This is a genomic window from Bradyrhizobium sp. 14AA (assembly GCF_054185205.1).
Map to the genome: position 1 here is coordinate 277,631 of NZ_JAVAYM010000007.1, position 21,144 is coordinate 298,774.

Genomic DNA, 21,144 nt, shown 5'->3' on the forward strand with positions numbered 1-21,144 from the left:
CGGATCGGCTACAGGTACCAGGCCAGCACGGCGTCGAGCCCGGTGTTGCCGATCACCGGCAGGGCCACCATCTGGCTCAGTCCGGCCGCGCGTGCCTCTGTGGCCGCGATCGAGCCGTCATGCGCCAGATCGTCGTTGAGCGCGGGCATGCCGGTGGCCCAGGCGCCGCCGATGCTGCCGTCGCCCCTGGCGATGGATTTTTCCGCATAGAGCCTGGCGAGGTCGGTCTGCGCGCTGCAATCGCCGGCGCGGAAGACCAGCGCTGAGCGGGACCCGTTCGGCACCCAGATCTCGAAGCGTCGCGCAATCGGCGTTGCCTGCGCGGAGAGGAAAGTCAGGACCCAGGTCTGGTCGGTGCCGGTCCGATAGGGCACGCCGACGCCGAGATTGATCCCGACCTTGGCGGCGTCCTCCCAGCGCAGGAAGCTCTTGGCGTCGTGCAGATCCTTGATGATCAGCGGCAGGCCCGCCTTCCAGGTGCGGCCGGGCAGGCCGAAGCCGCGCGGAAATTTTGTGTGCCGTGAGTTGAACTCGAACATGTCGGCGGTGCCGTAATAGCCGTCGACCAGTCCCATCTCGTGGGAGATTCCGGCATCGTTGTGCCAGAGCTCGATGGCGCCGACATGCGCCTCGTCGTCGCCGCAGAACAGCACCATCACGGCATGCAGGAATTCGCCTGCGAACACCGGCACCGCGACGCCGCAGGTGAGGCCGGCCGCGATGGCCTGATCGGTCCGCTTGAAATAGGAGTTGGTGAATTGGGTGAGGATGATCGGGTGGCTGCCGGCCCAAGCCTTGCCGGGAAGCCCCTCGTCATATCCGAAATACAAACCTTCGCTCACGGCCTTGAACGCGGACAATCCGTCGCCGTAGAGGCCACCGCCAAATTCCAGCCGCGTGCGCGTCCGGTCAGGCACCCAGAGTTCAACGACGCGAAGGAAGGTTTTCATCGAGTGTGCCCGCCGCCTCAAACCCTGACAGCATCGGTCATTTGGCTGCGGAGCGGACGTTCAAAATTCAGGCAGGGCGGCCCAAACTTCGTGCGGTGGACAGCTGCGGGCGGTCGGTCCATCCGGGCGGATTTCGTCGGACGCAAATCATACCATCTCGCCGGCCTCGGCCGGCGATGGCATCTCATTCCTGGCCCCGACCTCTCGGTCGGGCATGGCTGCGTCAGCCGATCGGCAGCCGCGTGACGGTCGGCCGATTGTCGGCGGTGATCTGCGGCTTGTGCTCGCTGACTGGCAGGGTCACCGGCAGTTGCAGCACGGTTGCGCGCTGGCCTTCGACGAGCTGCGTCACCAGCACGTATTTACCGTCGGGGAATTCGATCGCGTCATGATGGCGATCGGGAACGTGCGGATCGATCTTGCCGAACTTGCCGACGCGAGAGTTGACGGTGCGCGTCCAGATCCAGCGATTGTCGTAACGGACGTTGTCGGCGAAGGCGAGCTCCGTCCCGGGCAGCAGGCAGACCGCGACGGAAAGGTCGGCTTCGGAGGCGAAGCCGCGGGTCGATGTGCCGCGGAAGGTTGTCGTGACGATGGTCTCGCCGACTTCTGCGGGACGCGTCGCGACGGCGTGCAGGCTGTAGTCACACATCGGGTGCTCCTCTTGCAGAGACAGCGACCCGCACCTCTTTCGGAGGCGCAGGCCTCTATCAGAGTGGAAGCACGTAACGTTCTGCTTGGTTGTGGGCGAATCTGCGGCTGGTGTCCGCAGCACGCGATCACATTATCTTTCCCGAATCCAATAGGAACAAAGCCCGCTTCCGTGCATTCCGGAGGCGCCTGTCATCGACCTGCCGGTGCGGACCAGCCCGAGGATTGCCAGCTCGGTTGCGGTGACTGGGGGGCCGCATTGCGGGCGTTGCGGAATTGCTCGCTCACCGCCGTCTGCTTGCGGACATGGTGACGCGATGGGGCGGCAACGGCTTGCGACGCTGATGCTGCGATCAGCGCCGCTGCGACCGTGCCCAAGATGATCTGGCGCATGGGTGTCTCCTCGAACTTCCAGAGGCCGCGAAGCAATGCTGCCTGGTTGCGGTGTGCCGAGGATGTAGCGCCGGAGGAGGGGCCGGATAATCTGTGCAGAACCAGAAAGACTATCCAGCCGGAGCGGACAATGATCCGCTCCACTAGCGTTCGAACGACCGGGGGATAGGCTCAGTACTTCCGGTAAAGCCCGATCAGCTTGCCCTGGATCTTGACCCGGTTGGGCGGCAGGATGCGGACCTCATAGGCGGCGTTGGCGGGCTCCAGCGCGATCGAGGCGCCGCGGCGGCGGAAGCGCTTCAGCGTCGCCTCTTCGTCGTCGATCAGCGCCACGACGATGTCGCCGGTGTCGGCGCTCTCGTTGCGCTGGATCAGCGCCATGTCGCCGTCGAGGATGCCGGCCTCCACCATGGAATCGCCGCGCACTTCGAGCGCGTAGTGCTCGCCCGAGCCGAGCATGTCGGGCGGTACGCTGATGGTGTGGCTGCGGGTCTGCAACGCCTCGATCGGCGTGCCGGCCGCGATGCGGCCCATCACCGGCACCGCGACGGGGCGCTCGCCCTCGTCGGCGGACGGGCTGGAGGTCGTGCGCACCTTGCCGAGATTGCCTTCGATGACGCTCGGCGTGAAACCGCGGCGACTGCCGGCGGCCGCCTGCAGCTCGGGCAGCTTGATGACTTCAATGGCGCGGGCGCGGTTGGGCAGGCGCCGGATGAAGCCGCGCTCCTCGAGCGCGGTGATCAGGCGATGGATGCCTGACTTCGAGCGCAGGTCGAGCGCATCCTTCATCTCGTCGAAGGAGGGCGGCACGCCGCTTTCCTTCAGACGCTCGCTGATGAACCGCAGAAGCTCGTATTGTTTGCGCGTTAACATCTCGACCAAAATCCCCCGGTTGATGTCGTTCGATTCCGAGACGCTGAAGTGGAGCGGCAAGCCGCTACATGCTCGAAACAAATCATGAACGGACACTATATGTTCGATATGTGTTCCGCAACTGCTTAATTTACCGTGAACAAAGCAAAGTTCGCGGAACGCGTGTGGCCGCGCAGTTCACACTGGCAGCCGCAGCACCTCGCAAGGGCTGCCTGCTTCGGCCTTCGGCTCGAACGGTGCGCGCACGAGAAGTACCTGTGCCGCAGCGAGATTCGCAAGCAGCGATGAGTCCTGATGATTGACGGGAATGACGACGAGCGTGCCGTCGTCGCGCAGCTCCAGGCGCGCGCGCAGATAGTCCTCGCGCACGTCGTTGGCGCCCACGTCGCGGCCCAGCACGGCGCGCTCGCGGCGATGGTGAATCACGGAGCGGCCCGACAGCGCACGAATCAGCGGCACCATGAACAGGAAGGCGCACACATAGGATGACACGGGATTGCCGGGCAGGCCGATCACACCCATCGCCCCGAGCCGCCCATGCATCATCGGCTTGCCGGGCCGCATCGCGATTTTCCAGAACGCCATCGAGATGCCTTCGTCCCGGAGCGCCTGCTGGACCAGATCGTGGTCGCCGACCGACGCACCGCCGGTCGTGACCAGGATGTCGGCGCCGCTCTCGCGGGCGCGGCGAATGCCGGCGGTGGTGGCCTCCAGCGTATCGGCGGCAACACCGAGGTCGATGGTCTCGGCCCCCTCGCTGCGGGCAAGCGCGTGCAGGGCGTAGCCGTTGGAATAGACGATCTGGCCGTGCCCGGGCGTGGTGCCCGGCATCACCAGCTCGTCCCCGGTGGCGAGAATCGCGACCTTCGGACGGCGGCAGACGGCGAGTTGCGGATGATTCATGCCTGCGGCGAGCGCGAGATCGCGCTCGGTCAGCCGGGTCCCCTTGCGCAGCAGCACGTCGCCCTCGCGGAAGTCGACGCCGGCGGCACGGATGTGCCGTCCCGCGATCGCGGCTTCCTTGATCGTGACGTGCTTGCCGTCCGCAATCGTGTCCTCCTGGATCACGACGGCGTCCGCGCCGTCGGGAACCACGCCGCCGGTGAAGATCCGCACGGCTTCGCCGGCGCCGACCGATCCCGCAAACGGACGGCCGGCTGCGACCTCGCCGATGACCATCAGGTGGGAATCGATCCTCGCCGCATCGACCGCGCGCAGGGCGTAGCCGTCCATCGCCGACATCGCTTCCGGCGGTTGCGTGCGCCGTGACGCGACGTCGCGCGCGAGCACGCGGTGGTGGGCCTTGTCGAGGGAAACCATCTCTTCAGGCAGCGGCTCTGCACCCGCCAGCACCGCGGCAAGCGCGTCGGAAACCGGCATCAGGGCCACGGGCGAAAACTCCTCGGCACGTTCGGGCGAATGTTCCGTCAGTCTTCTAGCCGAGCGCGAATGCGGAAGCAAAACAGCAGAGCACGGCGTTCATCACGCTGCTTCCATACGATCCTGGAGGCGGGATCAGACCCGGCGCGGCATGATCCAGAGAACGAGGCAGATCGGTAGGAGGGTGGCCATGGCAAGGACGACAATGACGAGCGCCACGGCCAGCATCGGTCAACTCCCGGTCTGTCCGTCCGGACTGATGTCCAGCGTGACGTCGGGCGCTTTGGGGCCTTGATCCCTGTCGGGCATCGGATCGGCCTGGGATTTCAGGTCGGCGGCCTTGCTCACAAGCTTGGCCGAAAGGTCCGAATCCGAAGTTGTCCTGGCGAATTCGAGAAGAAGAGAGGCCTGTTTGGTGAGATAGGTCTTGCCCAACACGATGCTGCGTCCGTCCGTAGAAGTCCCAACGGACTCTAGAGTCCGGAAGGGACGATTCTGTTCCCGGAACTCCGTACAAAAATGCACAAAGGCGGCCGGTTCCTCATGTTCCGCAAAATTAGCTCCGGGAACCGAGCCGCTTTCGCGATGACGGGATGTCGTCAGATGCCCAATGCCCTCAATGCGTTGGCGACGTCACGCGGAGACGTCACATGCACCGCGATCAGGCCGCGTGCCCGCGCGCCTTCGACATTCTCGGCGAGGTCGTCGAAGAACACGATGCGCCTCGCCGGCAGGCCGATCGCGGCGACGACGTGGTCGAATGCCTCCGAATCCGGTTTGCGAAGACCGATGCTGGACGACAAATACAGCTCGCGGAAATGGCCGAGCAGGTCAGCATATTCCTTCGAGAAATAGTCGATATGCGGCCGGTTGGTGTTGGAGAAGGCGTAGAGCGGCATCTGCTTCGCCGCACGCGGCAGCAGCTCGGCGATGTCGGGCATCTCGCCGGCGAAGATCGCGTTCCAGCCCTCCAGGAACTGCGCATCCGAAATGCCGATGCCGAGCGAAGCACGTAGCGAGGCGAAATAGTCCGCATCGCTGATCTTGCCGACCTCATGCAGCCGGTAGGCCTCGCTGTCCCGCACGTAGCGCGCGACGATGGATTCGGGCGCGCAGCCGGCATGTCCCGCCCAGCAGGCGACCGCCTTGGAGAAGTCGATGTCGAGCACCACGCGTCCGAGATCGAACAGAAGCGCATCCGCGCTGCCGGGAGAGAGCGAGGTCATTGCGTCCTTTTCACTTCGGTATCCGCAAATCAGTATCGGTAAGGCTCGTGGTCGAACAGCGGGAACGCGCTGAAGACACTCGGTGCATTCGTCGCGGTCGCCGGGTGCAGGCAGGACTTGTTGACCTCGGCGAACGAGGTGGCGCCCAACAGGCCAAGGCAGCGTAGCACCTCGTCCTCCAGCAGCTCCAGCATCCGCGTCACGCCGGCTTCGCCGGCCGCCGCCAGCGCCCAGCATTGCAGCCGGCCGATGCCGACGAGGTCGGCGCCCGCAGCGACCGCCTTGACGATGTCGGTGCCGCGACAGATGCCGCCGTCGACCATGATCTTGGCGCGGCCCTTCACGGCCTCGACGATTTCGGGAAGCACGTGCATGGCGCCGCGGCCATGATCGAGCTGGCGGCCGCCGTGGTTGGAGACGTAGATCCACTCGACGCCATGATCGATCGCGATCTGCGCGTCCTCGGCGGTGGCGATGCCTTTGAGGATCAGCGGAGTCCGAAACTTGTCCTTGATCATCTTCACCGTCCGCCACTCCAGACCCTTCTGGAAATCGCCGCCGGTGGCGCGCACGCGGCTCTCGCGCACATAGCGCTTGGCGATGTCACGTTCGCGGCGGCTGTAATGGGCGGTGTCGACGGTCAGGCAGAAGGCGGCGTAGGCGTTCTTCTCGGCGCGGCTGACGACATCGGCGACGAAGGCATCGTCGCCGCGGACATAAAGCTGGTAGAGCCGTAGCGCGTCGGGGGCCGCCTCGGCGGTCTTCTCGAGGCCGGGCTCCGACACCGAGCTCAGCATGTGTGCCGCGCCGAACGTGCCGGCGGCGCGCGCAACGCTCGCCGCGCCATCGGGATCGAATATCTCGAGCGCGCCGACGGGGGCGAGCACCACGGGCAGGCGCATTCTGCGCCCGAACTGCTCGACCGAACCATCGACCTTGCTCACGTCGCGCAGCACGCGCGGACGGAAGGCGATCTCGTCCAGAGCCATGCGGTTGCGGCGCATCGTGGTTTCGGTCTCGGCGGCGCCGACGATGTAGTCCCAGGCATTCTGGTTGAGGTTGGCGCGCGCTTTCCGGATGAATTCGTGCAGATTCTGGAACGGCTCGTTGCTGGCGCCGAGTTCGACGTTCCTTTCCGGCCAGATGCGGGGCGCTTCGTTCATTGTTATCCTCCCGAGAATTTGAAGCCTTGTCTCATCGCCTAACCCGTTCAGCCCTGCAAAACCATCCTAAATTCGCATAGCTGCGAGGCGTGGGCCGGCCGACCGATTCCCGCCTTGCGCGAAACGGTTTCGGAACGTTGCCAAAAGTTTAGGCCCGGACGAAGGGGTTTTTTGCGGTGTCCCCGCCGGCCAGGCAGGCCGGCCTTGAAGAAACCAGAATGGTATTGTGAGAAACGGGCTGGATCGCCATTTGCATGGCGCCTCCCAGCCCAAGCAAAAAGGCCAACCTATCCATGCGGAAAACCCTGCTGTTCCCCCTGGGCGCGCTCACCGGCGCATGTCTGACCCTTCTGGTAGCCAGCCCGCACGGCGGCGTATGGGCGGCACGGGCGGCAGCGGGCGCGGGCGATGCCTATTCCCAGCTCAACCTGTTCGGTGAAGTGTTCGAGCGGGTGAAGGGCAGCTATGTCGAGAAGCCCGACAACGCCAAGCTGATCGAAGGCGCGATCGCCGGCATGGTGACCTCGCTCGATCCGCACTCGCGCTACATGAACGACAAGGCCTGGACCGAGATGCAGGAGACCACCTCCGGCGAGTTCGGCGGGCTCGGCATCGAGGTCACGATGGAGGAGGGCCTCGTCAAGGTCGTCTCGCCGATCGACGACACGCCGGCCTCGAAGGCCGGCATCATGTCCGGCGACCTCATCAGCAAGATCGACGGCGAGGCCGTGCAGGGCATGACGCTCGAGCAGGCCGTCAACAAGATGAAGGGTCCTGTCGACACCAAGACCAAGCTCACCATCGTGCGCGAGGGCGCCGACGCCCCGCTCGATGTCGCGATCACGCGCGAGATCATCCATGTGCGCCCGGTGCGCTTCCATGTCGAGAACGGCGATATCGGCTACATCCGCGTCACCTCGTTCAACGAGCAGACCACCGACGGCCTGAAGAAGGCGATCGCCTCGATCTCCAAGGACGTCCCGCCGGAGAAGCTCGTCGGCTATGTGATGGACCTGCGCAACAATCCGGGCGGACTGCTCGACCAGGCCGTATCGGTGTCGAGCGCCTTCCTGCAGCGCGGCGAGGTCGTCTCGACCCGTGGCCGCAATCCGGAGGAGACGCAGCGCTTCACCGCGCATGGCGGCGACCTGACCAAGGGCAAGCCGCTGGTCGTCCTCGTCAATGGCGGCTCAGCCTCGGCCTCGGAGATCGTGGCCGGCGCGCTGCATGACCACAAGCGTGCCACGATCATCGGCACGCGCTCGTTCGGCAAGGGCTCGGTGCAGACCATCATTCCGCTCGGCGCCGGCAATGGCGCGCTGGCGCTGACCACGGCGCGTTACTACACGCCGTCGGGCCGCTCGATCCAGGCCCAGGGCATCGCGCCCGACATCGAGATCCTTCAGGACGTGCCGGCGGAGCTGAAGGGCCGGATGGACACCATGGCGGAGTCCCAGATGCGCGGCCATCTGTCGGCCGCTGACGGCACCGAGCAGACCGGCTCGCAATCCTACGTCCCGCCGAAAGAGGAGGACGACAAGGCCCTGCACGCCGCCTACGACTTCCTGCACGGCGTCACCGCGAATGCGGTCGCCGCCAAGCCTGCGCCGAAGGCGGCCGTGCCGAACTGAGGCTTACGACTTCTTCGACATCGATCGCCCGGGAGCGGATCACCGCTCCCGGGCGAATTCGTTTTGGGATGCCGTGTCAGCTCGGATTCATGGCGGCAAAGATGGCCTCGTAACGGCCGTCGCGCTCGGCCCAGCGACGGGCGCGATCGCGCTCGACCAGCACTTCGTCGCGAGGATGGACCCGCAGCTTCAGCAATTGCATGACCTCCGCGACGTAGGCAGCAAGCGGCATGGCACGCGCGTCGCTGGCCTGCCCGGCGCCGGTGAGTTCGGTCTGCACATAGGGCGGTGCGAGCTCCAGCACCTCGACCGGGATCTTGCGGAGCTGATGCCGCAGCGACTGGAGCCAGGAGTGCAGGAACGCCTTGCTGGCGCAATAGGTCGGAAAATCGGCGCGCGGCACGAAGGCGAGGTTCGAGCTGGTCGCGATGATCGTCGCGTTCTGCTGCGCTTTCAGGATCGGCAGGAACGCTGCCGTCACGCGTAGCACGCCCAGAATATTGGTCGCAACGATCGCTTCGGCGTCCGGGACGCTCCAACTATTCGCGCTCATGTCCTCGGGCCGCGAGATGCCGGCATTGGCGATCAGCACGTTGAGCTCGGGGAAGCGTGCCCGCATGTCGGCCGACAAGCGCGGCAGGCTCGAGGGATCGTCGAGGTCGAGCGGCATGCCGATCAGGCCGGGGCGTTCGGCCGTGATCTGATCGAGCAGGGCCTGCCGACGTCCCGCGACGATGACGCGATTGCCGCGGTCGTGGAAGGCTTCAGCGAGCGCGCGGCCGATGCCGCTGGTCCCGCCGGTGACGAGGATCGTGTTGCCGGTCATCTTCATGGTTGTGCCTTTCGATTGAGGTGAAGGCCACGGCAACCCCGGGGGAATTCCGGCGGCGAACAATCCGACAAGGCGGCAAACATCGGGGCACGGATGGACCGCGCCGGAATGGACGTCTTGAACGACTGGGGCGCCGCAAACAGGAAGGGTAAGGGCATGACCGTGGCGTCTCGTGAATCGAGAACTCCCTGCTGGGATCCTCTCGACAAAGGACGCGTTGGATGACGGTAACGCCTACGGCAGCGGCGTCTTACGCGGCTGCGAGTGCGGAAATACTTTGGGCGGCCGTGATCGTCAAGCCTGGGGCGGGCGAGGGGCTGCCCGGCCGGGCAACCCGGGAGGCGATGACCCCGCAGCTGGGCGGCCGCGGGATCACCGCGCGATCGTCATTGCTGTTTCTTCGGGCCCATGTGGTGCGGGACTTCGGTCTTCGGCCCACCGCCGTAATGGTGGCTGCCGCCAGATCCGCTGGTCGTCGCGCCGTCGCTCTCCTTCTTGCCCATGTGGTGCGGGACCTCGGTCTTCGGTCCGCCCGAGTAATGGTGGCCGTTCTTCTCATCGGTCGTGTTCGTCTGTGCCATCGCGGGCAGCGCAACGAACGACATGATCGTGGCAGCGACGATCAGCTTGCGGTGACTCATTCTGGTTTCTCCTGTTGATCTCGTCGAGTTGGTGTCAATCAAGTCCCGGTGGCTCGATCGAGCCGCAACCAAACCCGGAGCGTGATTGTGTAGGTTGAGCAAGATCAAATGTCGACGCGCGCGCTCTCGTGCGTCGATGCGTGGATCATCGCGTTGCAGCGGGCGACGAGAAACGTCGATCTTCTTACAGAAAAAAATTGTAGCCGACGCGCGAAAATCGCGAGCTGCGAGCAAGGCCGTCGATCATTCGACGAGGCCGACGAGAGATGTCGTCGGCAAGCAGCGTGTTCGGTTGGAGTGGCGGGGACGAAAACCGCCTCGATTCATTACGCGACCGGAGCACAAAAAGATTTGGCTGGCGCGTCGATCGAGTTTGATGTCCGTCAAACCCGCATCAATGACGCAACCTAGCGTGCCCGCGAACGTGAGCGGCGGCACGGTTGCGATCCGAAAGGCCGACCGAAGAAATGGAGAACACGCCGTTGACCGACGAGACCATCCACGCCCCCGATCACGATCGCCCCTTGCAGGCCGCGTTTTTCCTGCATCGCCGATTGTGGGAGACGATCAGCATCAGGTCGGTGCTGATCAAGCCTCGTCGGGATGTCCGGCTGGATCTGTTTCGCGGCCTCGCAAACTGGTTGATTTTTCTCGGACACATTCCCGATTCCGCGCTTGCCTGGTTCACGACGCGCAACTACGGCTTCAGCGACGGCGCCGACCTGTTCGTGCTGATCTCCGGCTATACCGCGACCTTCGTGTTCGGTTCGATGATGATGGAGCGTGGCTTCGTCATCGGGGCGACCCGGTTGCTGCGTCGCGTGTGGCAGCTCTATGTCGCTCACCTGCTGTTGTTCCTCGTCTATCTCACCGCGGTGCACTATCTCGCGCACAGGTTCGACGATCTTCACCTGATGGATCAGTTCAACGTCGCGCCGTTGATGGACTTTCCCGTCGAGACGCTCTCGCAGGGCCTGATCCTCAAGTTCAAGCCGCTTAATCTCGATGTGCTGCCGCTCTACATCGTGTTGATGGCAGCGTTTCCGGTCGTGCTCTGGTTCATGCTGCGTTGGCGCAATGCGGTGATGATCGGCTCGCTCGGTCTCTATCTGGCCGCCCGCCATTACGGCTGGAACTTGCCGTCCTATCCGGATGGGGTCTGGTACTTCAATCCGTTCGCGTGGCAGCTGCTTTTCGTGTTCGGTGCCTGGCTTGCGTTGGGAGGAGCGGCGGCAAGCCGCTGGCTGCTGTCGTCCCGTGCGCTGTTTGCCGCGAGCTGCGGCTTCCTGCTGTTCGCGCTCGCGATGACGCTGGCTGAGCGAATCCCGGGCCTGCGGGACTACGTTCCCGATGGTCTCGCCGCTGTCTTCATTCCGAACGACAAGACCAATCTGGGTCCCTCTCGCGTCGTTCATCTGGCAAGCCTGATGTTCATCGTCGTCTCGCTCGTTCCGGTCGACTGGACGGGTCTGACGTCGCCCTTGCTTCAGCCCTTGATCCGATGCGGCCAGCAGTCGCTGTCCGTGTTCTGCGTCGGCCTCTTTCTGTCGTTTGTCGCGCATTTCGTGCTCGAGTCCGGATCCGAGGGACTATGGGCCCAACTGCTGGTCGGCGCTGTGGGCCTCTGGATCATGACGATCGTCGCCTACTACCGGACGTGGTCGAAGGGAATCGACAAGGTCCGCTCGACCGGGGGGGCGGGCGGATGATGACGTCCGGGCTGATTTTCACGGAAGAAATCCAGGGGCTCTTTCTGCGTGGCTTGCGCTTGAGCGCATCGACCATCGAACCGCCTGGCACTTCCGCGCGTAAGAGTTGCCGGCGCTCGGCGTCTATATGGCCTGACCCGCCCCGCGCTGTTCCCATCGTCGAACGCGATGAGCAGACGACCATCCAAACCAAATCCTGGAGAATGACCATGAATCGTCCGAGACATTTCGTTGTGAGCGCAGCCGCCCTTGTCGTCCTCGCCCTGGGGCCGGTCGGGCTGTCGCCCGTAATCGCCGCAGGCCTTGCCCGGACCGCGATGATGGATGACGACAAGATGTCGAAAATGCCGGACCCGGCGGATTCCGGCAGCAAGATGAATATGGGCCAACCATCCGGCCAGTCGCAGAACATGAGCGGTAGCCGGATGAACGACGACAAGATGAAGATGCCGCCGCAGGGCCAGATGCGGGATTGTCAGGGCGCCGGCTGCCAGGACAATTCCAGCATGATGCAGATGATGCAAATGATGGACAAGATGATGCGGGGCCAAATGAGCTCGCCCGGCAGCAGCGCCGTGATGAGTGGTCCGGCGGACGTGACCGAGCGGCTGGAGGGGCGGATCGCCTTTTTGAAGACGGAGCTGCAGATCAGCGACAGGCAGCTTGTCGACTGGAACAACGTCGCGGATTCCTTGCGTTCGGGCCGTCAGCACCTGCTGGAAGCGCGCATGATGCTCGCAATGGATGACAGGCTGGGGAGCGCGGACCGTCTGGAGCACTACGAGCGGCACTTGTCCGAGCGTCTCGAGGCGCTGAAGTCGGCTCGCCTGGCCTTCACGCGGCTCTACGCATCGTTGAACGAGAGCCAGAAGCAGACCGCAGACACGATCCTGCTGCCTCTGATTACGTCATTCTGACTGTCGCAGGCGTGAGCAAGGTCATGTTCGGTCCGGCCCTTCGACGTCGACCCGGCCTGTCTGCACTCGTTGTCCTGGCGAGCCAGCTTGCGGTGCATGGCGTGCTCGCATCGGACGTCGGCATAAGGCATGCGGCCGGGCGGTTCGCTCAACACCTGCAACTGGCGCAGGCGGAGGACGATCACGCGGCGCATCATCCCGCAGCGTCCGGCTCCGCCGGCGACGCGGGGCCGCAGCCCGCCGGATCGGGAGGTCCGGGCGACCGCCATGCGGCCGACGTGCCGCCCGGCGGTGCCACGCCCGGGATGATGGGCGGAATGGACGGCATGATGAGCCGGCCGCGCAAGGAGTTTTACCCGGCATTGATGGATATGCCGGCGCTGTCAGTGGCGCAGCGGAACAATCTCGAGGTCCAGGCGCGCCAGCGGATCGGCGTGGAGGCCGATCGCCTGGCGGCGGCCGAAATGGATCTGCGGCACGCCATCGCCGGCGGCGATATCGTCGTCGCGGATCAGGCGTCGCGGCGGCTTCGCGAGTCGCTGAACGCGGTCCAGAGCGGCGTGGCCGCGCTGCGCTCGCTTCACGAAGGCAAGCCGCCGCAGCAAGTCGCGCAGGCCTGGTTCAAATCGCAAATGAACCTGCTGCCGCAGCGAAGCGCCGAGGACGTCGCGCCGGGAGTCTCCTGGTTTCATGTCGCGACCATGGCGCTGCTGGTGGTGTTCTCGCTGGCGATGCTCGCGGTCTATCTCGCGCGGATGCGCCGCGCAAACGCGCTGGTTGATCGGCTGACGCGGACGCCGCTCGTGTCCGCGACGACCGTGGACCGGCCGGCCGCCAACGCCGAGGCGGCGTCTACTCAGGAGATAGATCGCCGCCCGCGGCGGACCGAGGCGAGAGGCTCCTGGAAGGGCAAGTTGAGGGTCTGCGCGATCTATCAGGAGACGCCGAACGTGAAGACGTTCCGTCTGCAGGCAACGGACGGCGGCGTGATTCCGTTTGCGTTCCTGCCGGGGCAATTCCTGACCTATGCCATCGAGATCGACGGGAAGGCCGTCAGGCGTTCCTACACGATCGCCTCGTCCGCCGCCCAGACCGCCTATGTCGAGACCACGATCAAGCGCGAAGACGGCGGGCTTCTTTCCGACTACATGCATGGTCACGTGAGGGAGGGCGACCTCCTCGAGGTTGCGGGCCCCTCCGGCGCCTTCACGTTCACGGGCACGGAAGCCGACAGCGTTGTCCTGGTCGGTGGCGGGGTCGGCATCACGCCGCTGATGGCGGCGATCCGGTATCTGTCGGATATCGCGTGGCCCGGCCAGATCTATCTCGTCTACGGCGCGCAGACGACCGGGCAGTTCATCTTCCGGGACGAGTTGGAATATCTCCAGCGCAGGATGAACAATCTGCACGTCGCGGCCACGATGGTGCGGGCCGCAGGTACTTCGTGGATGGGAAGCGAAGGGCAGATCACGGCGGAGTTTCTGACCGGGGCCGTACCCGATCTGGCCAGACGACGCGTTCACTTGTGCGGTCCGCCCAGGATGATGGATGCGCTCCGGAAAACGTTGATCGGGCTCGGCGTCCCGCGCGAGCAGATCAAGACGGAGGCCTTCGGGCCTGCGCGCGGAGCCGTTCCACCTCCCGGCAAGGCCGTCGTCGAACCGCAGATACCGGAAGGTGAAGCGGGCAATCGAGGGGCCGCGGTGGTCGGCCCGGCAACCGCCACCGTTCGCTTTACGACATCGGGCAAGGTGGCGGCGCTGCCGCCGGACATGAGCCTTCTGGAGGTCGCCGAGAGCGTCGGGGTTTCGATCGACTATTCGTGCAGGGCGGGGGTCTGCGGCGTCTGCAAGACGCATCTGCTGCAAGGCAACGTCACGATGGAGGTCCAGGACGCCCTGACCGCGGACGACAAGGCGAACGGTCTCATCCTGGCCTGCCAGGCGAGATCGGTCGGGGATTTGGTCGTCGAGGCCTGACATGCTGGACGAGAGAGAACGCCTGATGGCCGACGTCGTTCTGGCGGCGCTGTTGCTGCTGGTGCCGGCTTTCCTGCTTCATTCCGACAGCCGGTTTGCAGGAAGCCTGGCCGGTTTTGTGCTCGGGGCCGGCGCGGCCGCGTTGATGATCCTCCTTCTCGTCTATCCCGTGACGAAATACAGCGCGGGTCTGAAGGCGCTGGTGACGCGATGCGTGTCGATGCAGACGCTCCTGGCGTTTCACGCCTATGCAGGAATCGTCGCGGCGTTCTTCGCGCTCCTGCATACCGGGCACAAGTTTCAAAGCCCGCTCGGGGTCGCCCTGGTGGCGAGCATGTTGATCGTCGTCGTCACCGGATTTGTCGGGCGTTACTACCTGCCGCAAACCGCGATGGAACTCCGTCAGCAGCAGTCGCATCTGGCAACCTTGAGGTCGGCCTATGAGCATACCGCGGCGACCGTGTCGTCGCCCGACCGGGTTGTGCGTGACGAGACCGGCATGCGCGCGCCGGCTTTGCAGAATGTGCCGCTGCTGCAACTCGTCGACGGCATCTCCGACCTCGAATCGGCGATCGGTTCGAGCGAAACGGTCAAGACGATCTTCATGCAGTGGATGGGGCTGCATGTCGTGGCGGCGATCGTCATGTATGCGCTGCTCGTGGTGCATGTGGCGGCCGAGGTCTATTACGGACTGCGGTGGCTCGCGTGACGATCAGGGCCGTGCTCTATGTCGTGGTCGCGTCATTGGCCGTCGCGAGCGCGGCCGTTGCATCGATCGCTCTGTATCGGGGGAGCTCAGAGGTCGTCCCGGGCTGGACGAGGTTTGTGATGCCCGGGCCGCTGTCCGGGAAGCACGCATTTCTGTCCGACAGATGCGAGAGCTGCCACACGCCGATCAAGGGCGTCGATGCTGCTGCCTGCATCTCCTGTCATGCGCCTTCCGCCGCGGATCTCGGCAAGCAGTCGACGGCGTTTCATGCGACCGCTGGCGACCAATGCTCCGGCTGCCATATCGAGCACAGGGGCGACCTGCGGCCGATCAGGATGGACCACGCGACACTCCTGCAAATCACGATGGCATCTTCCGGCAAGAAGTTGTTCGACCGGATCTCTGCCGATCAATTGCGGGCAGACCTGACGGAGTTTCTGGGGCTACCAAAGCTGGACCGGCGGGAACGGGCCGCGCTCGATTGCGCCAACTGTCACGGTAACCGGGAGCCGCATCGCGGATTACTTGGACGGGAATGCGCGGATTGCCATGGGCTCACGTCCTGGAAGATCGTCGGTTTCCTGCATCCCTCGCCAACGTCCAAGGACTGCGCGCAATGCCATCAGGCGCCGCCGAGCCACTACATGGGTCACTTCATCATGATGGATCGGATGATCGCGGGACAGGAGCACGCGTCGGTCGACCAATGCTTTCTGTGTCACATGACGGACTCGTTCAACGACATCAAAGGCGTAGGCTGGATGAAGCACCATTGACGGGCTCGTGCGACGCGGATGGGCCCCGTACATTACAAGAGTGATGAAAAATATTTCATACGTTGTTCGCGCCGCACCGTCGGGCCCGATGGCTACGCCGAGCCCCAAAATTCCGCGTGACGCATCTGGCGCACGTCTGTCTTGCATTGCCAGCTCGACATACGTCGTTTTTTGTTGGCCGTCAGTACAGCCAGAGTTATATGTTCCACGACGGATAGCGGGTGCTGGAATGATTGGCTTGAGAAAGCCGAGGCGCAAATGCTGGGGATGGCTTGCAGCCATCGCCTATCTGCTTGCGTCGATGACGCCGTCTCTCGCAATTTCGGTCGTCGTCGATGGACCGATCCAGTGCGATCATCAAGCCGTGTCGACGGCGCACGAGCACGACGATGTCGACGCAGGACCTGCCGCGCATTCGCATGACGTTGCGATGGCCGGGGATTGTGATGACGACGAGGGCCGGCCCGGCGACCGGCATGCCACCTGCTGCGGCTCGGTGCTGTGCTTCAGTGCCGTGTCGCCTCAAGCTCCCGCGATTGCTGAGTTTGCCGTGCCGCGCTCCCGCTGCGAAGCACAGCCCGACGTGATCGGCGACGATGGTGCGTTCCGTCGTCACTACCGTCCCCCCATCGCCTGAGATGGCTCCCGAAGACCGACCCGCGTCGCTCCAGGTCCGAGCGCGAAGCGACACGTCTGCGAGGAACATCTGTCCAAGCGGATGACGGCGATGCGCGCCAGCACCTCGCACGCGGTGGCGCGGCGAAGCCGGGCCTCGGTCGTTGCTCGCGCGCCGCGCGTCGAGCGGAAGAGCGCCGAAATAGCGATCACCGGCCTGCGGTAGGCAAGCTGGCCGCGTGAGCGCCGCCGTAGCGGTGATCCCTCGTGATCCATGTTCGAGCCCGCCGCTCTTGCGGGGGGGCCGGTTTGACGCGTTGCCGCGCCAACGAAGTGATCTGCCGAATGTCATGCAAGGACGATGCGTCATGAAATCGCCGAACGAAATGCTGCCGCCGCCGACGACGGGGTCCCTGGAAGCGCAGGAGGCAATTGTTCGTGCTGCCCTCGTCGGGAGTTACGATCGCCTCCGTAGCTATCTGCAACGACGCTTCGGCGGAAGGGCGGAAGCCGAGGAGGTGCTCCAGGCGTTCATGTTGCGCGCGTTGGAGCGATCCGGCGACATTCGTGATGCGGACTCTGTGCGCGGCTGGTTGAGCAGGGTCCTGGCGACCACGATCGCCGATTTCCATCGCCAGACATCGAAGAGCAGAACGCGGGAGATGTCATTCCCGCACGAGCTCAACGATCGTCTGGCAGCGGACCAGGATGCCGCGGCGAATTCCGCGGTCTGCGAATGCCTTCATGCCCATCTGTCGCTGCTGAAGCCAGAACACGCCGAAGTCATCAGACGGGTGGATCTCGCCGGCGAGGCGCGGGAGCAGGTCGCAGCCGATCTCGGAGTGACCGTGAACAACCTGACTGTCCGCCTTCATCGGGCGCGACAGGCTCTGAGGGAGCGTCTCGAGCAGACATGCATTGTGTGTCTCGAGGAAAGCTTCTGGGAATGCCGCTGCGCGGACAACCGGGGGCCGCGCTAGCCAGCCTCGCGCCTGCGGCCTTCTTCGCCGCCGCGCTGCGCCAGCCGGCTGCGATGCAGCGCGAACAGCTCCAGCATCTTGTCGGCGGGCTTCGCGGCGCTGAACAGATAGCCCTGCATCTCGGAGCAGCCGAGCGCGCGCAAGAGGCGCTGCTGCTCCTCGGTCTCGACGCCCTCGGCCGTCGTGGTCATGCGGCGGGCGGCCGCCAGATTGACGACGGCCTGCACGATGCTGGCGGAGCCGTCGGGGCCGGCGATGTCCTCGACGAAGCAGCGGTCGATCTTGATCTTGTCGAACGGGAAGCGGTGCAGATAGCTCAGCGAGGAATAGCCCGTGCCGAAATCATCGAGCGCGATGCGCACGCCGATGGCGCGGAGCTGATGCAGGATGGCGAGCGCGGTGTCGTCGTCGCGGATCAGCACCGCCTCGGTGATCTCGAGCTCGAGCCGGCTCGCCGGCAGATTGGAGGCCGCGAGCGCCGCCATGATCTTCAGGGCCAGCGTGCTGCTCTTGAACTGCACCGGCGAGACGTTGACGGCGAGGCGGATGTCGTCGGGCCAGCTCGCTGCGTCCCGGCAGGCGGTCGCCAGCACCCACTCGCCGATCTCGTTGATCAGCCCGGTGTCTTCGGCGATCGGGATGAACTCGGCGGGCGAGACCATGCCGCGCTCGGGATGGCGCCAGCGCACCAGCGCCTCGCAGCCGGTGATGCGGTCGTCCTTCAGGCCGAGGCAGGGCTGGTAGTAGACCTCGAGACCGCCATGCGCGATGGCGTGGCGCAAATCGATCTCGAGTTGCCGCCGCTCGCGGACCTTGGCGTCCATCTCCGGCTCGAAGAAGCGATAGGTGTGGCGCCCGGCGGACTTGGCGGCGTACATCGCCATGTCCGCGTTCTTCAGGATCTGGTCCAGGGCGGTCGCCTGTCTCGGTGCCAGCGCAATGCCGATGCTGGCATCCGTGGTGAGATGATGGCCCATGCAGTCGAACGGCGTACGAATGGCCGCGAAGACCCGCGCAACGAGCTCACTGATCTGCTCCAGCGACGTCACTGCGCTCTGTACGATGGCGAATTCGTCGCCGCCGAGCCGCGCCACGAAGTCCATCGGGCCCGCGCAGCGGCGCAGGCTCTGCGCGACCGACTTCAACAGCTCGTCGCCGACCAGATGCCCGAGCGCGTCGTTGACGCCCTTGAACTCGTCGATGTCGATGTAGTGCACCGCGAGCTCCTCGCCATCGACGATGGCGGCCAGCTCCTCGCGCAGGTGTTCGTGGAACATGGCGCGGTTGGGAAGGTCGGTCAGCGCGTCGTAATGAGCGAGATGGGTGATGCGCTCCTCGATGCGCCGGCGCTCGGTGATGTCCTCGTGCGTCGCCACCCAGCCGCCGTCCGCAAGCGGTTCGTTGACGATGTGGATCGAGCGGCCATCGGCGGTGTCGACCACCATGGAGTTGCGCGCATGGATGTCGTGCAGCACGCGCGCGACATAGTCGTCGACATGGCCGGTGAACGAGCCGGTCGTCTTGCGATGGGCGATGATTTCGTGGAAGCTGGAGCCGGGTTTCACGGTATCGGCCGACAGTCCGTACATCTCGATGTAGCGCTGGTTGCAAACCACGAGCCGCCGCTCGGCGTCGAACAGCAGGAGGCCCTGCGTCATGTTGTTGACGGCCCGGTCGAGTCGCAGCTTTTCCAGCGTCAGCCGTTCCCGCGAAAGTCGGTGCTGCTCGAGAAGCTTGCGCACGATCGCGATCAGCACGCCCGCAATGGCGAGCGCGGAAGAGGCGGCGACCGAGATCAGGATGCCGATCTGCTCGCGCCAGTCCGTCAGGGCCGCCGCGCGTGTCGTGGTGGCCATCATCAGGATCGGAAAGTGCGGAAGGGCGTGCGAGGAGATCAGCCGGTCTTCGCCGTCGACGGGGCTCATGAAGCGACCGGCAAAGCGGTCGAGCCCGAAGACCCTCTGTTGCTCGAACGAGCCGGTCTTGAAATTCCGGCCCATCAGCTCGCTGGAATGCGGATAGCGCGCGAGCAGCGTGCCGTCCCGATGCAGCATCGAGATCGTCGCGCCTTCGCCGAGCACGACGGAGGCGAAGAACTTCTCGAAATTGGCGGGCTCGATGCCGCGTCCGACGACGCCCATGAATTCGCCGTTCGGTCCGACGATCCTGCGCACGATCAGGATGGTCCAGGCGCCGGAGATCCGGCTATGGAGCGGCTCGATCAGGATATCAGGCGAATAGGGATCGTATTTGAAAGAGCGAAAATAGGCGCGATCGGCAACATTCACTTTCGGAGCCGGCCATGCCGTCGATGAATTGATCAAATTGCCGTCGGCATCGATGATGTTGACGCCGCCCATGTAAGGCAGGGCCTCGATCTTCGAGCGCAGCATCCGGTGGACGTCCTGACCCGAGAGGCGCCTGCGATAGTCCTCTGCGGTGGCGACGCCGGTCGTGCGAACGTGATCCACGAAGTCTTTCTGGATGACCGCGAAATCCTGCAACTGCTGATCGAAATGATGGGCGAGCAGCAGCACGGTGTTTTCCAGCTCGCGGCCGGAGTTGCGCAGCGCACGCTCGCGGAAATTCTGCGCCATCAGTGTGGCGCCGACCGCGATCGCCGCGATCAGAAGCGTGCCGCCCACCACCAGCCAGCGGATAGGTCCGCTGCGCACGAAGGCCTGGTCAAAGAGGCGACTGCCGAATCTCGTCATCATGCTGGGTCATTGCCGTGCACACGCCAGGATCAATTCTTGATCCTCAAAACATCCGTTGGTTTACGGGAACGGTGTGGAGGCGAAGTTAGGAAGCGCGGTTAATGCGACATGAACAGCCGCGCACAAAGGCAATCGATGTGCGGGATGCAAGACGTGCAGGAATTGCCGGAAGCTCCCGCGATGCCGGTCAATTCCTGCCGGTCATGCACCGATCAACCAACGCTTAACCATCTAAGGCGTTGGCGATCCTCGAGCCGCAATTGGCACGTGATTTGCGAACATGCCTGCCAACGAACAGAGAGGACCCGACGATGAAAAGCATCCTGAAGAACTTCCTTGCCGACGAGCGCGGCGCGACCGCGATCGAATACGGCCTGATCGCGGCCGGCATCGCGCTGGCGATCATCACCGTCGTGAACGGCATGGGCACCAAGCTCAACAGCAAATTCACCTCGATCAGCACGTCGCTGAAGTAGCGGCGATCAGGCGCGGTAATGGCCGGACTTGCCGCCGAGCTTCTCGACGAGATGGATGCCCTCGATGCGCACGCCGCGCTCGGCCGCCTTGATCATGTCGTAGATGGTGAGGCAGGCGACCGACACCGCGGTGAGCGCTTCCATCTCGACGCCGGTCGGGCCCGTGACCTTCACGCTGGCGCGGACGAGGCAGCCCGGCAGCTTTGCGTCGGGCTCGATGTCGACCGTGACCTTCGACAGCGCGAGCGGATGGCAGAGCGGGATCAGCTCGGAGGTGCGCTTGGCGGCCATGATGCCGGCGATGCGCGCGGTGCCGAGCACGTCACCCTTCTTGGCATTGCCTGAAACGATCAGGTCGAGCGTCGACTTGGTCATGACGACGTGCCCTTCGGCGACCGCGAGCCGCTCGGTTGCGGGCTTGTCCGACACGTCGACCATCCGCGCCTCGCCGGAGGCGCCGATATGGGTGAGGGCAGGGGCGGCCTTGGTCTTGGCGGGCCTCGTCTTGGACGGCTTGCGCGCCATC

At 64.6% G+C, this 21,144-nt stretch carries 22 protein-coding genes; 10 read left to right on the forward strand and 12 right to left on the reverse strand.

Annotation, left to right across the window (positions count from 1 at the left end):
• Positions 1 to 8: 8 nt before the first annotated feature.
• The 8 genes from RAD15_RS16050 to RAD15_RS16085 form a co-directional block, all read right to left on the reverse strand.
• Positions 9 to 950, reverse strand: coding sequence for a GAF domain-containing protein (locus RAD15_RS16050; protein WP_458179026.1), 942 nt, complete (start codon positions 948 to 950; stop codon positions 9 to 11).
• Positions 951 to 1,173: 223 nt separating this feature from the next.
• A complete protein-coding gene (locus RAD15_RS16055) occupies positions 1,174 to 1,602 on the reverse strand; it encodes a hypothetical protein (RefSeq protein ID WP_458179028.1) in 429 nt (142 codons plus the stop codon).
• Between the two features lie 191 nt (positions 1,603 to 1,793).
• Entirely contained in the window at positions 1,794 to 1,994 is a 201-nt protein-coding gene (locus RAD15_RS16060) for a hypothetical protein (RefSeq protein WP_458179030.1), read from the reverse strand.
• 171 nt (positions 1,995 to 2,165) lie between these two features.
• The gene (lexA, locus tag RAD15_RS16065; RefSeq protein WP_129271649.1) at positions 2,166 to 2,867 is read right to left on the reverse strand and encodes a transcriptional repressor LexA; all 702 of its coding nucleotides are present in this window, start codon (positions 2,865 to 2,867) and stop codon (positions 2,166 to 2,168) included.
• A 177-nt stretch (positions 2,868 to 3,044) separates the two neighbouring features.
• Complete coding sequence (locus tag RAD15_RS16070) at positions 3,045 to 4,256, reverse strand: molybdopterin molybdotransferase MoeA (protein ID WP_458179032.1); 1,212 nt, start codon at positions 4,254 to 4,256, stop codon at positions 3,045 to 3,047.
• A 222-nt stretch (positions 4,257 to 4,478) separates the two neighbouring features.
• Entirely contained in the window at positions 4,479 to 4,685 is a 207-nt protein-coding gene (locus RAD15_RS16075; RefSeq protein WP_458179034.1) for a hypothetical protein, read from the reverse strand.
• Between the two features lie 161 nt (positions 4,686 to 4,846).
• Positions 4,847 to 5,473: an HAD family hydrolase gene (locus RAD15_RS16080; RefSeq protein ID WP_458179036.1), complete on the reverse strand. Its 627-nt coding sequence runs from the start codon at positions 5,471 to 5,473 to the stop codon at positions 4,847 to 4,849.
• A 29-nt stretch (positions 5,474 to 5,502) separates the two neighbouring features.
• Positions 5,503 to 6,636: an alpha-hydroxy acid oxidase gene (locus RAD15_RS16085; RefSeq protein ID WP_458179038.1), complete on the reverse strand. Its 1,134-nt coding sequence runs from the start codon at positions 6,634 to 6,636 to the stop codon at positions 5,503 to 5,505.
• 293 nt (positions 6,637 to 6,929) lie between these two features.
• On the opposite strand from RAD15_RS16085, the gene RAD15_RS16090 reads away from it, so the two are divergent.
• Complete coding sequence (locus tag RAD15_RS16090; RefSeq protein WP_458179040.1) at positions 6,930 to 8,267, forward strand: S41 family peptidase; 1,338 nt, start codon at positions 6,930 to 6,932, stop codon at positions 8,265 to 8,267.
• 76 nt (positions 8,268 to 8,343) lie between these two features.
• On the opposite strand, the gene RAD15_RS16095 is transcribed toward RAD15_RS16090, so the two are convergent.
• Together RAD15_RS16095 and RAD15_RS16100 are read right to left on the reverse strand one after the other, a co-directional pair.
• A complete protein-coding gene (locus RAD15_RS16095) occupies positions 8,344 to 9,099 on the reverse strand; it encodes an SDR family oxidoreductase (protein WP_458179042.1) in 756 nt (251 codons plus the stop codon).
• Positions 9,100 to 9,485: 386 nt separating this feature from the next.
• Positions 9,486 to 9,740: a hypothetical protein gene (locus tag RAD15_RS16100; RefSeq protein WP_458179045.1), complete on the reverse strand. Its 255-nt coding sequence runs from the start codon at positions 9,738 to 9,740 to the stop codon at positions 9,486 to 9,488.
• A 108-nt stretch (positions 9,741 to 9,848) separates the two neighbouring features.
• On the opposite strand from RAD15_RS16100, the gene RAD15_RS16105 reads away from it, so the two are divergent.
• The 8 genes from RAD15_RS16105 (at position 9,849) to RAD15_RS16140 (ending at position 17,425) form a co-directional block, all read left to right on the forward strand.
• The gene (locus RAD15_RS16105; RefSeq protein ID WP_458179047.1) at positions 9,849 to 10,151 is read left to right on the forward strand and encodes a hypothetical protein; all 303 of its coding nucleotides are present in this window, start codon (positions 9,849 to 9,851) and stop codon (positions 10,149 to 10,151) included.
• 71 nt (positions 10,152 to 10,222) lie between these two features.
• Positions 10,223 to 11,449, forward strand: a complete 1,227-nt coding sequence (locus RAD15_RS16110) for an OpgC domain-containing protein (protein WP_458179049.1) — start codon at positions 10,223 to 10,225, stop codon at positions 11,447 to 11,449.
• Positions 11,446 to 12,366, forward strand: a complete 921-nt coding sequence (locus RAD15_RS16115) for a Spy/CpxP family protein refolding chaperone (protein WP_458179051.1) — start codon at positions 11,446 to 11,448, stop codon at positions 12,364 to 12,366. The genes RAD15_RS16110 and RAD15_RS16115 overlap by 4 nt, the downstream gene beginning before the upstream one ends.
• Positions 12,367 to 12,389: 23 nt before the next feature.
• On the forward strand, positions 12,390 to 14,345 hold the full coding sequence (locus RAD15_RS16120) for a 2Fe-2S iron-sulfur cluster-binding protein (protein WP_458179053.1): 1,956 nt from the start codon (positions 12,390 to 12,392) through the stop codon (positions 14,343 to 14,345).
• A 1-nt stretch (position 14,346) separates the two neighbouring features.
• The gene (locus tag RAD15_RS16125; protein WP_458179055.1) at positions 14,347 to 15,054 is read left to right on the forward strand and encodes an iron reductase; all 708 of its coding nucleotides are present in this window, start codon (positions 14,347 to 14,349) and stop codon (positions 15,052 to 15,054) included.
• On the forward strand, positions 15,051 to 15,830 hold the full coding sequence (locus tag RAD15_RS16130; protein ID WP_458179057.1) for a class III cytochrome C family protein: 780 nt from the start codon (positions 15,051 to 15,053) through the stop codon (positions 15,828 to 15,830). The genes RAD15_RS16125 and RAD15_RS16130 overlap by 4 nt, the downstream gene beginning before the upstream one ends.
• A 238-nt stretch (positions 15,831 to 16,068) precedes the next feature.
• Complete coding sequence (locus RAD15_RS16135) at positions 16,069 to 16,467, forward strand: hypothetical protein (protein ID WP_458179059.1); 399 nt, start codon at positions 16,069 to 16,071, stop codon at positions 16,465 to 16,467.
• Between the two features lie 346 nt (positions 16,468 to 16,813).
• Positions 16,814 to 17,425: an RNA polymerase sigma factor gene (locus tag RAD15_RS16140; protein ID WP_458179061.1), complete on the forward strand. Its 612-nt coding sequence runs from the start codon at positions 16,814 to 16,816 to the stop codon at positions 17,423 to 17,425.
• Here the strand turns inward: RAD15_RS16140 and RAD15_RS16145 are convergent.
• Positions 17,422 to 20,142 (reverse strand): bifunctional diguanylate cyclase/phosphodiesterase, encoded by a 2,721-nt coding sequence (locus RAD15_RS16145; protein WP_458179063.1) that lies wholly within the window; start codon positions 20,140 to 20,142, stop codon positions 17,422 to 17,424. The two genes, RAD15_RS16140 and RAD15_RS16145, sit on opposite strands and share 4 nt — an antisense overlap.
• 311 nt (positions 20,143 to 20,453) lie before the next feature.
• Between RAD15_RS16145 and RAD15_RS16150 the strand changes: the two genes are divergently transcribed.
• Complete coding sequence (locus RAD15_RS16150) at positions 20,454 to 20,618, forward strand: Flp family type IVb pilin (RefSeq protein ID WP_458179065.1); 165 nt, start codon at positions 20,454 to 20,456, stop codon at positions 20,616 to 20,618.
• A 6-nt stretch (positions 20,619 to 20,624) separates the two neighbouring features.
• On the opposite strand, the gene moaC is transcribed toward RAD15_RS16150, so the two are convergent.
• On the reverse strand, positions 20,625 to 21,143 hold the full coding sequence (gene moaC, locus RAD15_RS16155) for a cyclic pyranopterin monophosphate synthase MoaC (protein ID WP_458179067.1): 519 nt from the start codon (positions 21,141 to 21,143) through the stop codon (positions 20,625 to 20,627).
• Position 21,144: the final 1 nt, after the last annotated feature.

What these genes read in the sequence shown, in the direction of transcription:
- RAD15_RS16105 (WP_458179047.1), top strand. Translation starts at nt 9,849, where the DNA reads ATGTCGACGCGCGCGCTCTCGTGCGTCGATGCGTGGATCATCGCGTTG.
- moaC (WP_458179067.1), bottom strand. Translation starts at nt 21,143, where the DNA reads ATGGCGCGCAAGCCGTCCAAGACGAGGCCCGCCAAGACCAAGGCCGCC.
- RAD15_RS16140 (WP_458179061.1), top strand. Translation starts at nt 16,814, where the DNA reads ATGAAATCGCCGAACGAAATGCTGCCGCCGCCGACGACGGGGTCCCTG.
- RAD15_RS16125 (WP_458179055.1), top strand. Translation starts at nt 14,347, where the DNA reads ATGCTGGACGAGAGAGAACGCCTGATGGCCGACGTCGTTCTGGCGGCG.
- RAD15_RS16095 (WP_458179042.1), bottom strand. Translation starts at nt 9,099, where the DNA reads ATGAAGATGACCGGCAACACGATCCTCGTCACCGGCGGGACCAGCGGC.
- RAD15_RS16050 (WP_458179026.1), bottom strand. Translation starts at nt 950, where the DNA reads ATGAAAACCTTCCTTCGCGTCGTTGAACTCTGGGTGCCTGACCGGACG.
- RAD15_RS16150 (WP_458179065.1), top strand. Translation starts at nt 20,454, where the DNA reads ATGAAAAGCATCCTGAAGAACTTCCTTGCCGACGAGCGCGGCGCGACC.
- RAD15_RS16080 (WP_458179036.1), bottom strand. Translation starts at nt 5,473, where the DNA reads ATGACCTCGCTCTCTCCCGGCAGCGCGGATGCGCTTCTGTTCGATCTC.
- lexA (WP_129271649.1), bottom strand. Translation starts at nt 2,867, where the DNA reads ATGTTAACGCGCAAACAATACGAGCTTCTGCGGTTCATCAGCGAGCGT.
- RAD15_RS16060 (WP_458179030.1), bottom strand. Translation starts at nt 1,994, where the DNA reads ATGCGCCAGATCATCTTGGGCACGGTCGCAGCGGCGCTGATCGCAGCA.
- RAD15_RS16090 (WP_458179040.1), top strand. Translation starts at nt 6,930, where the DNA reads ATGCGGAAAACCCTGCTGTTCCCCCTGGGCGCGCTCACCGGCGCATGT.
- RAD15_RS16100 (WP_458179045.1), bottom strand. Translation starts at nt 9,740, where the DNA reads ATGAGTCACCGCAAGCTGATCGTCGCTGCCACGATCATGTCGTTCGTT.
- RAD15_RS16145 (WP_458179063.1), bottom strand. Translation starts at nt 20,142, where the DNA reads ATGATGACGAGATTCGGCAGTCGCCTCTTTGACCAGGCCTTCGTGCGC.
- RAD15_RS16055 (WP_458179028.1), bottom strand. Translation starts at nt 1,602, where the DNA reads ATGTGTGACTACAGCCTGCACGCCGTCGCGACGCGTCCCGCAGAAGTC.
- RAD15_RS16115 (WP_458179051.1), top strand. Translation starts at nt 11,446, where the DNA reads ATGATGACGTCCGGGCTGATTTTCACGGAAGAAATCCAGGGGCTCTTT.
- RAD15_RS16120 (WP_458179053.1), top strand. Translation starts at nt 12,390, where the DNA reads ATGTTCGGTCCGGCCCTTCGACGTCGACCCGGCCTGTCTGCACTCGTT.
- RAD15_RS16085 (WP_458179038.1), bottom strand. Translation starts at nt 6,636, where the DNA reads ATGAACGAAGCGCCCCGCATCTGGCCGGAAAGGAACGTCGAACTCGGC.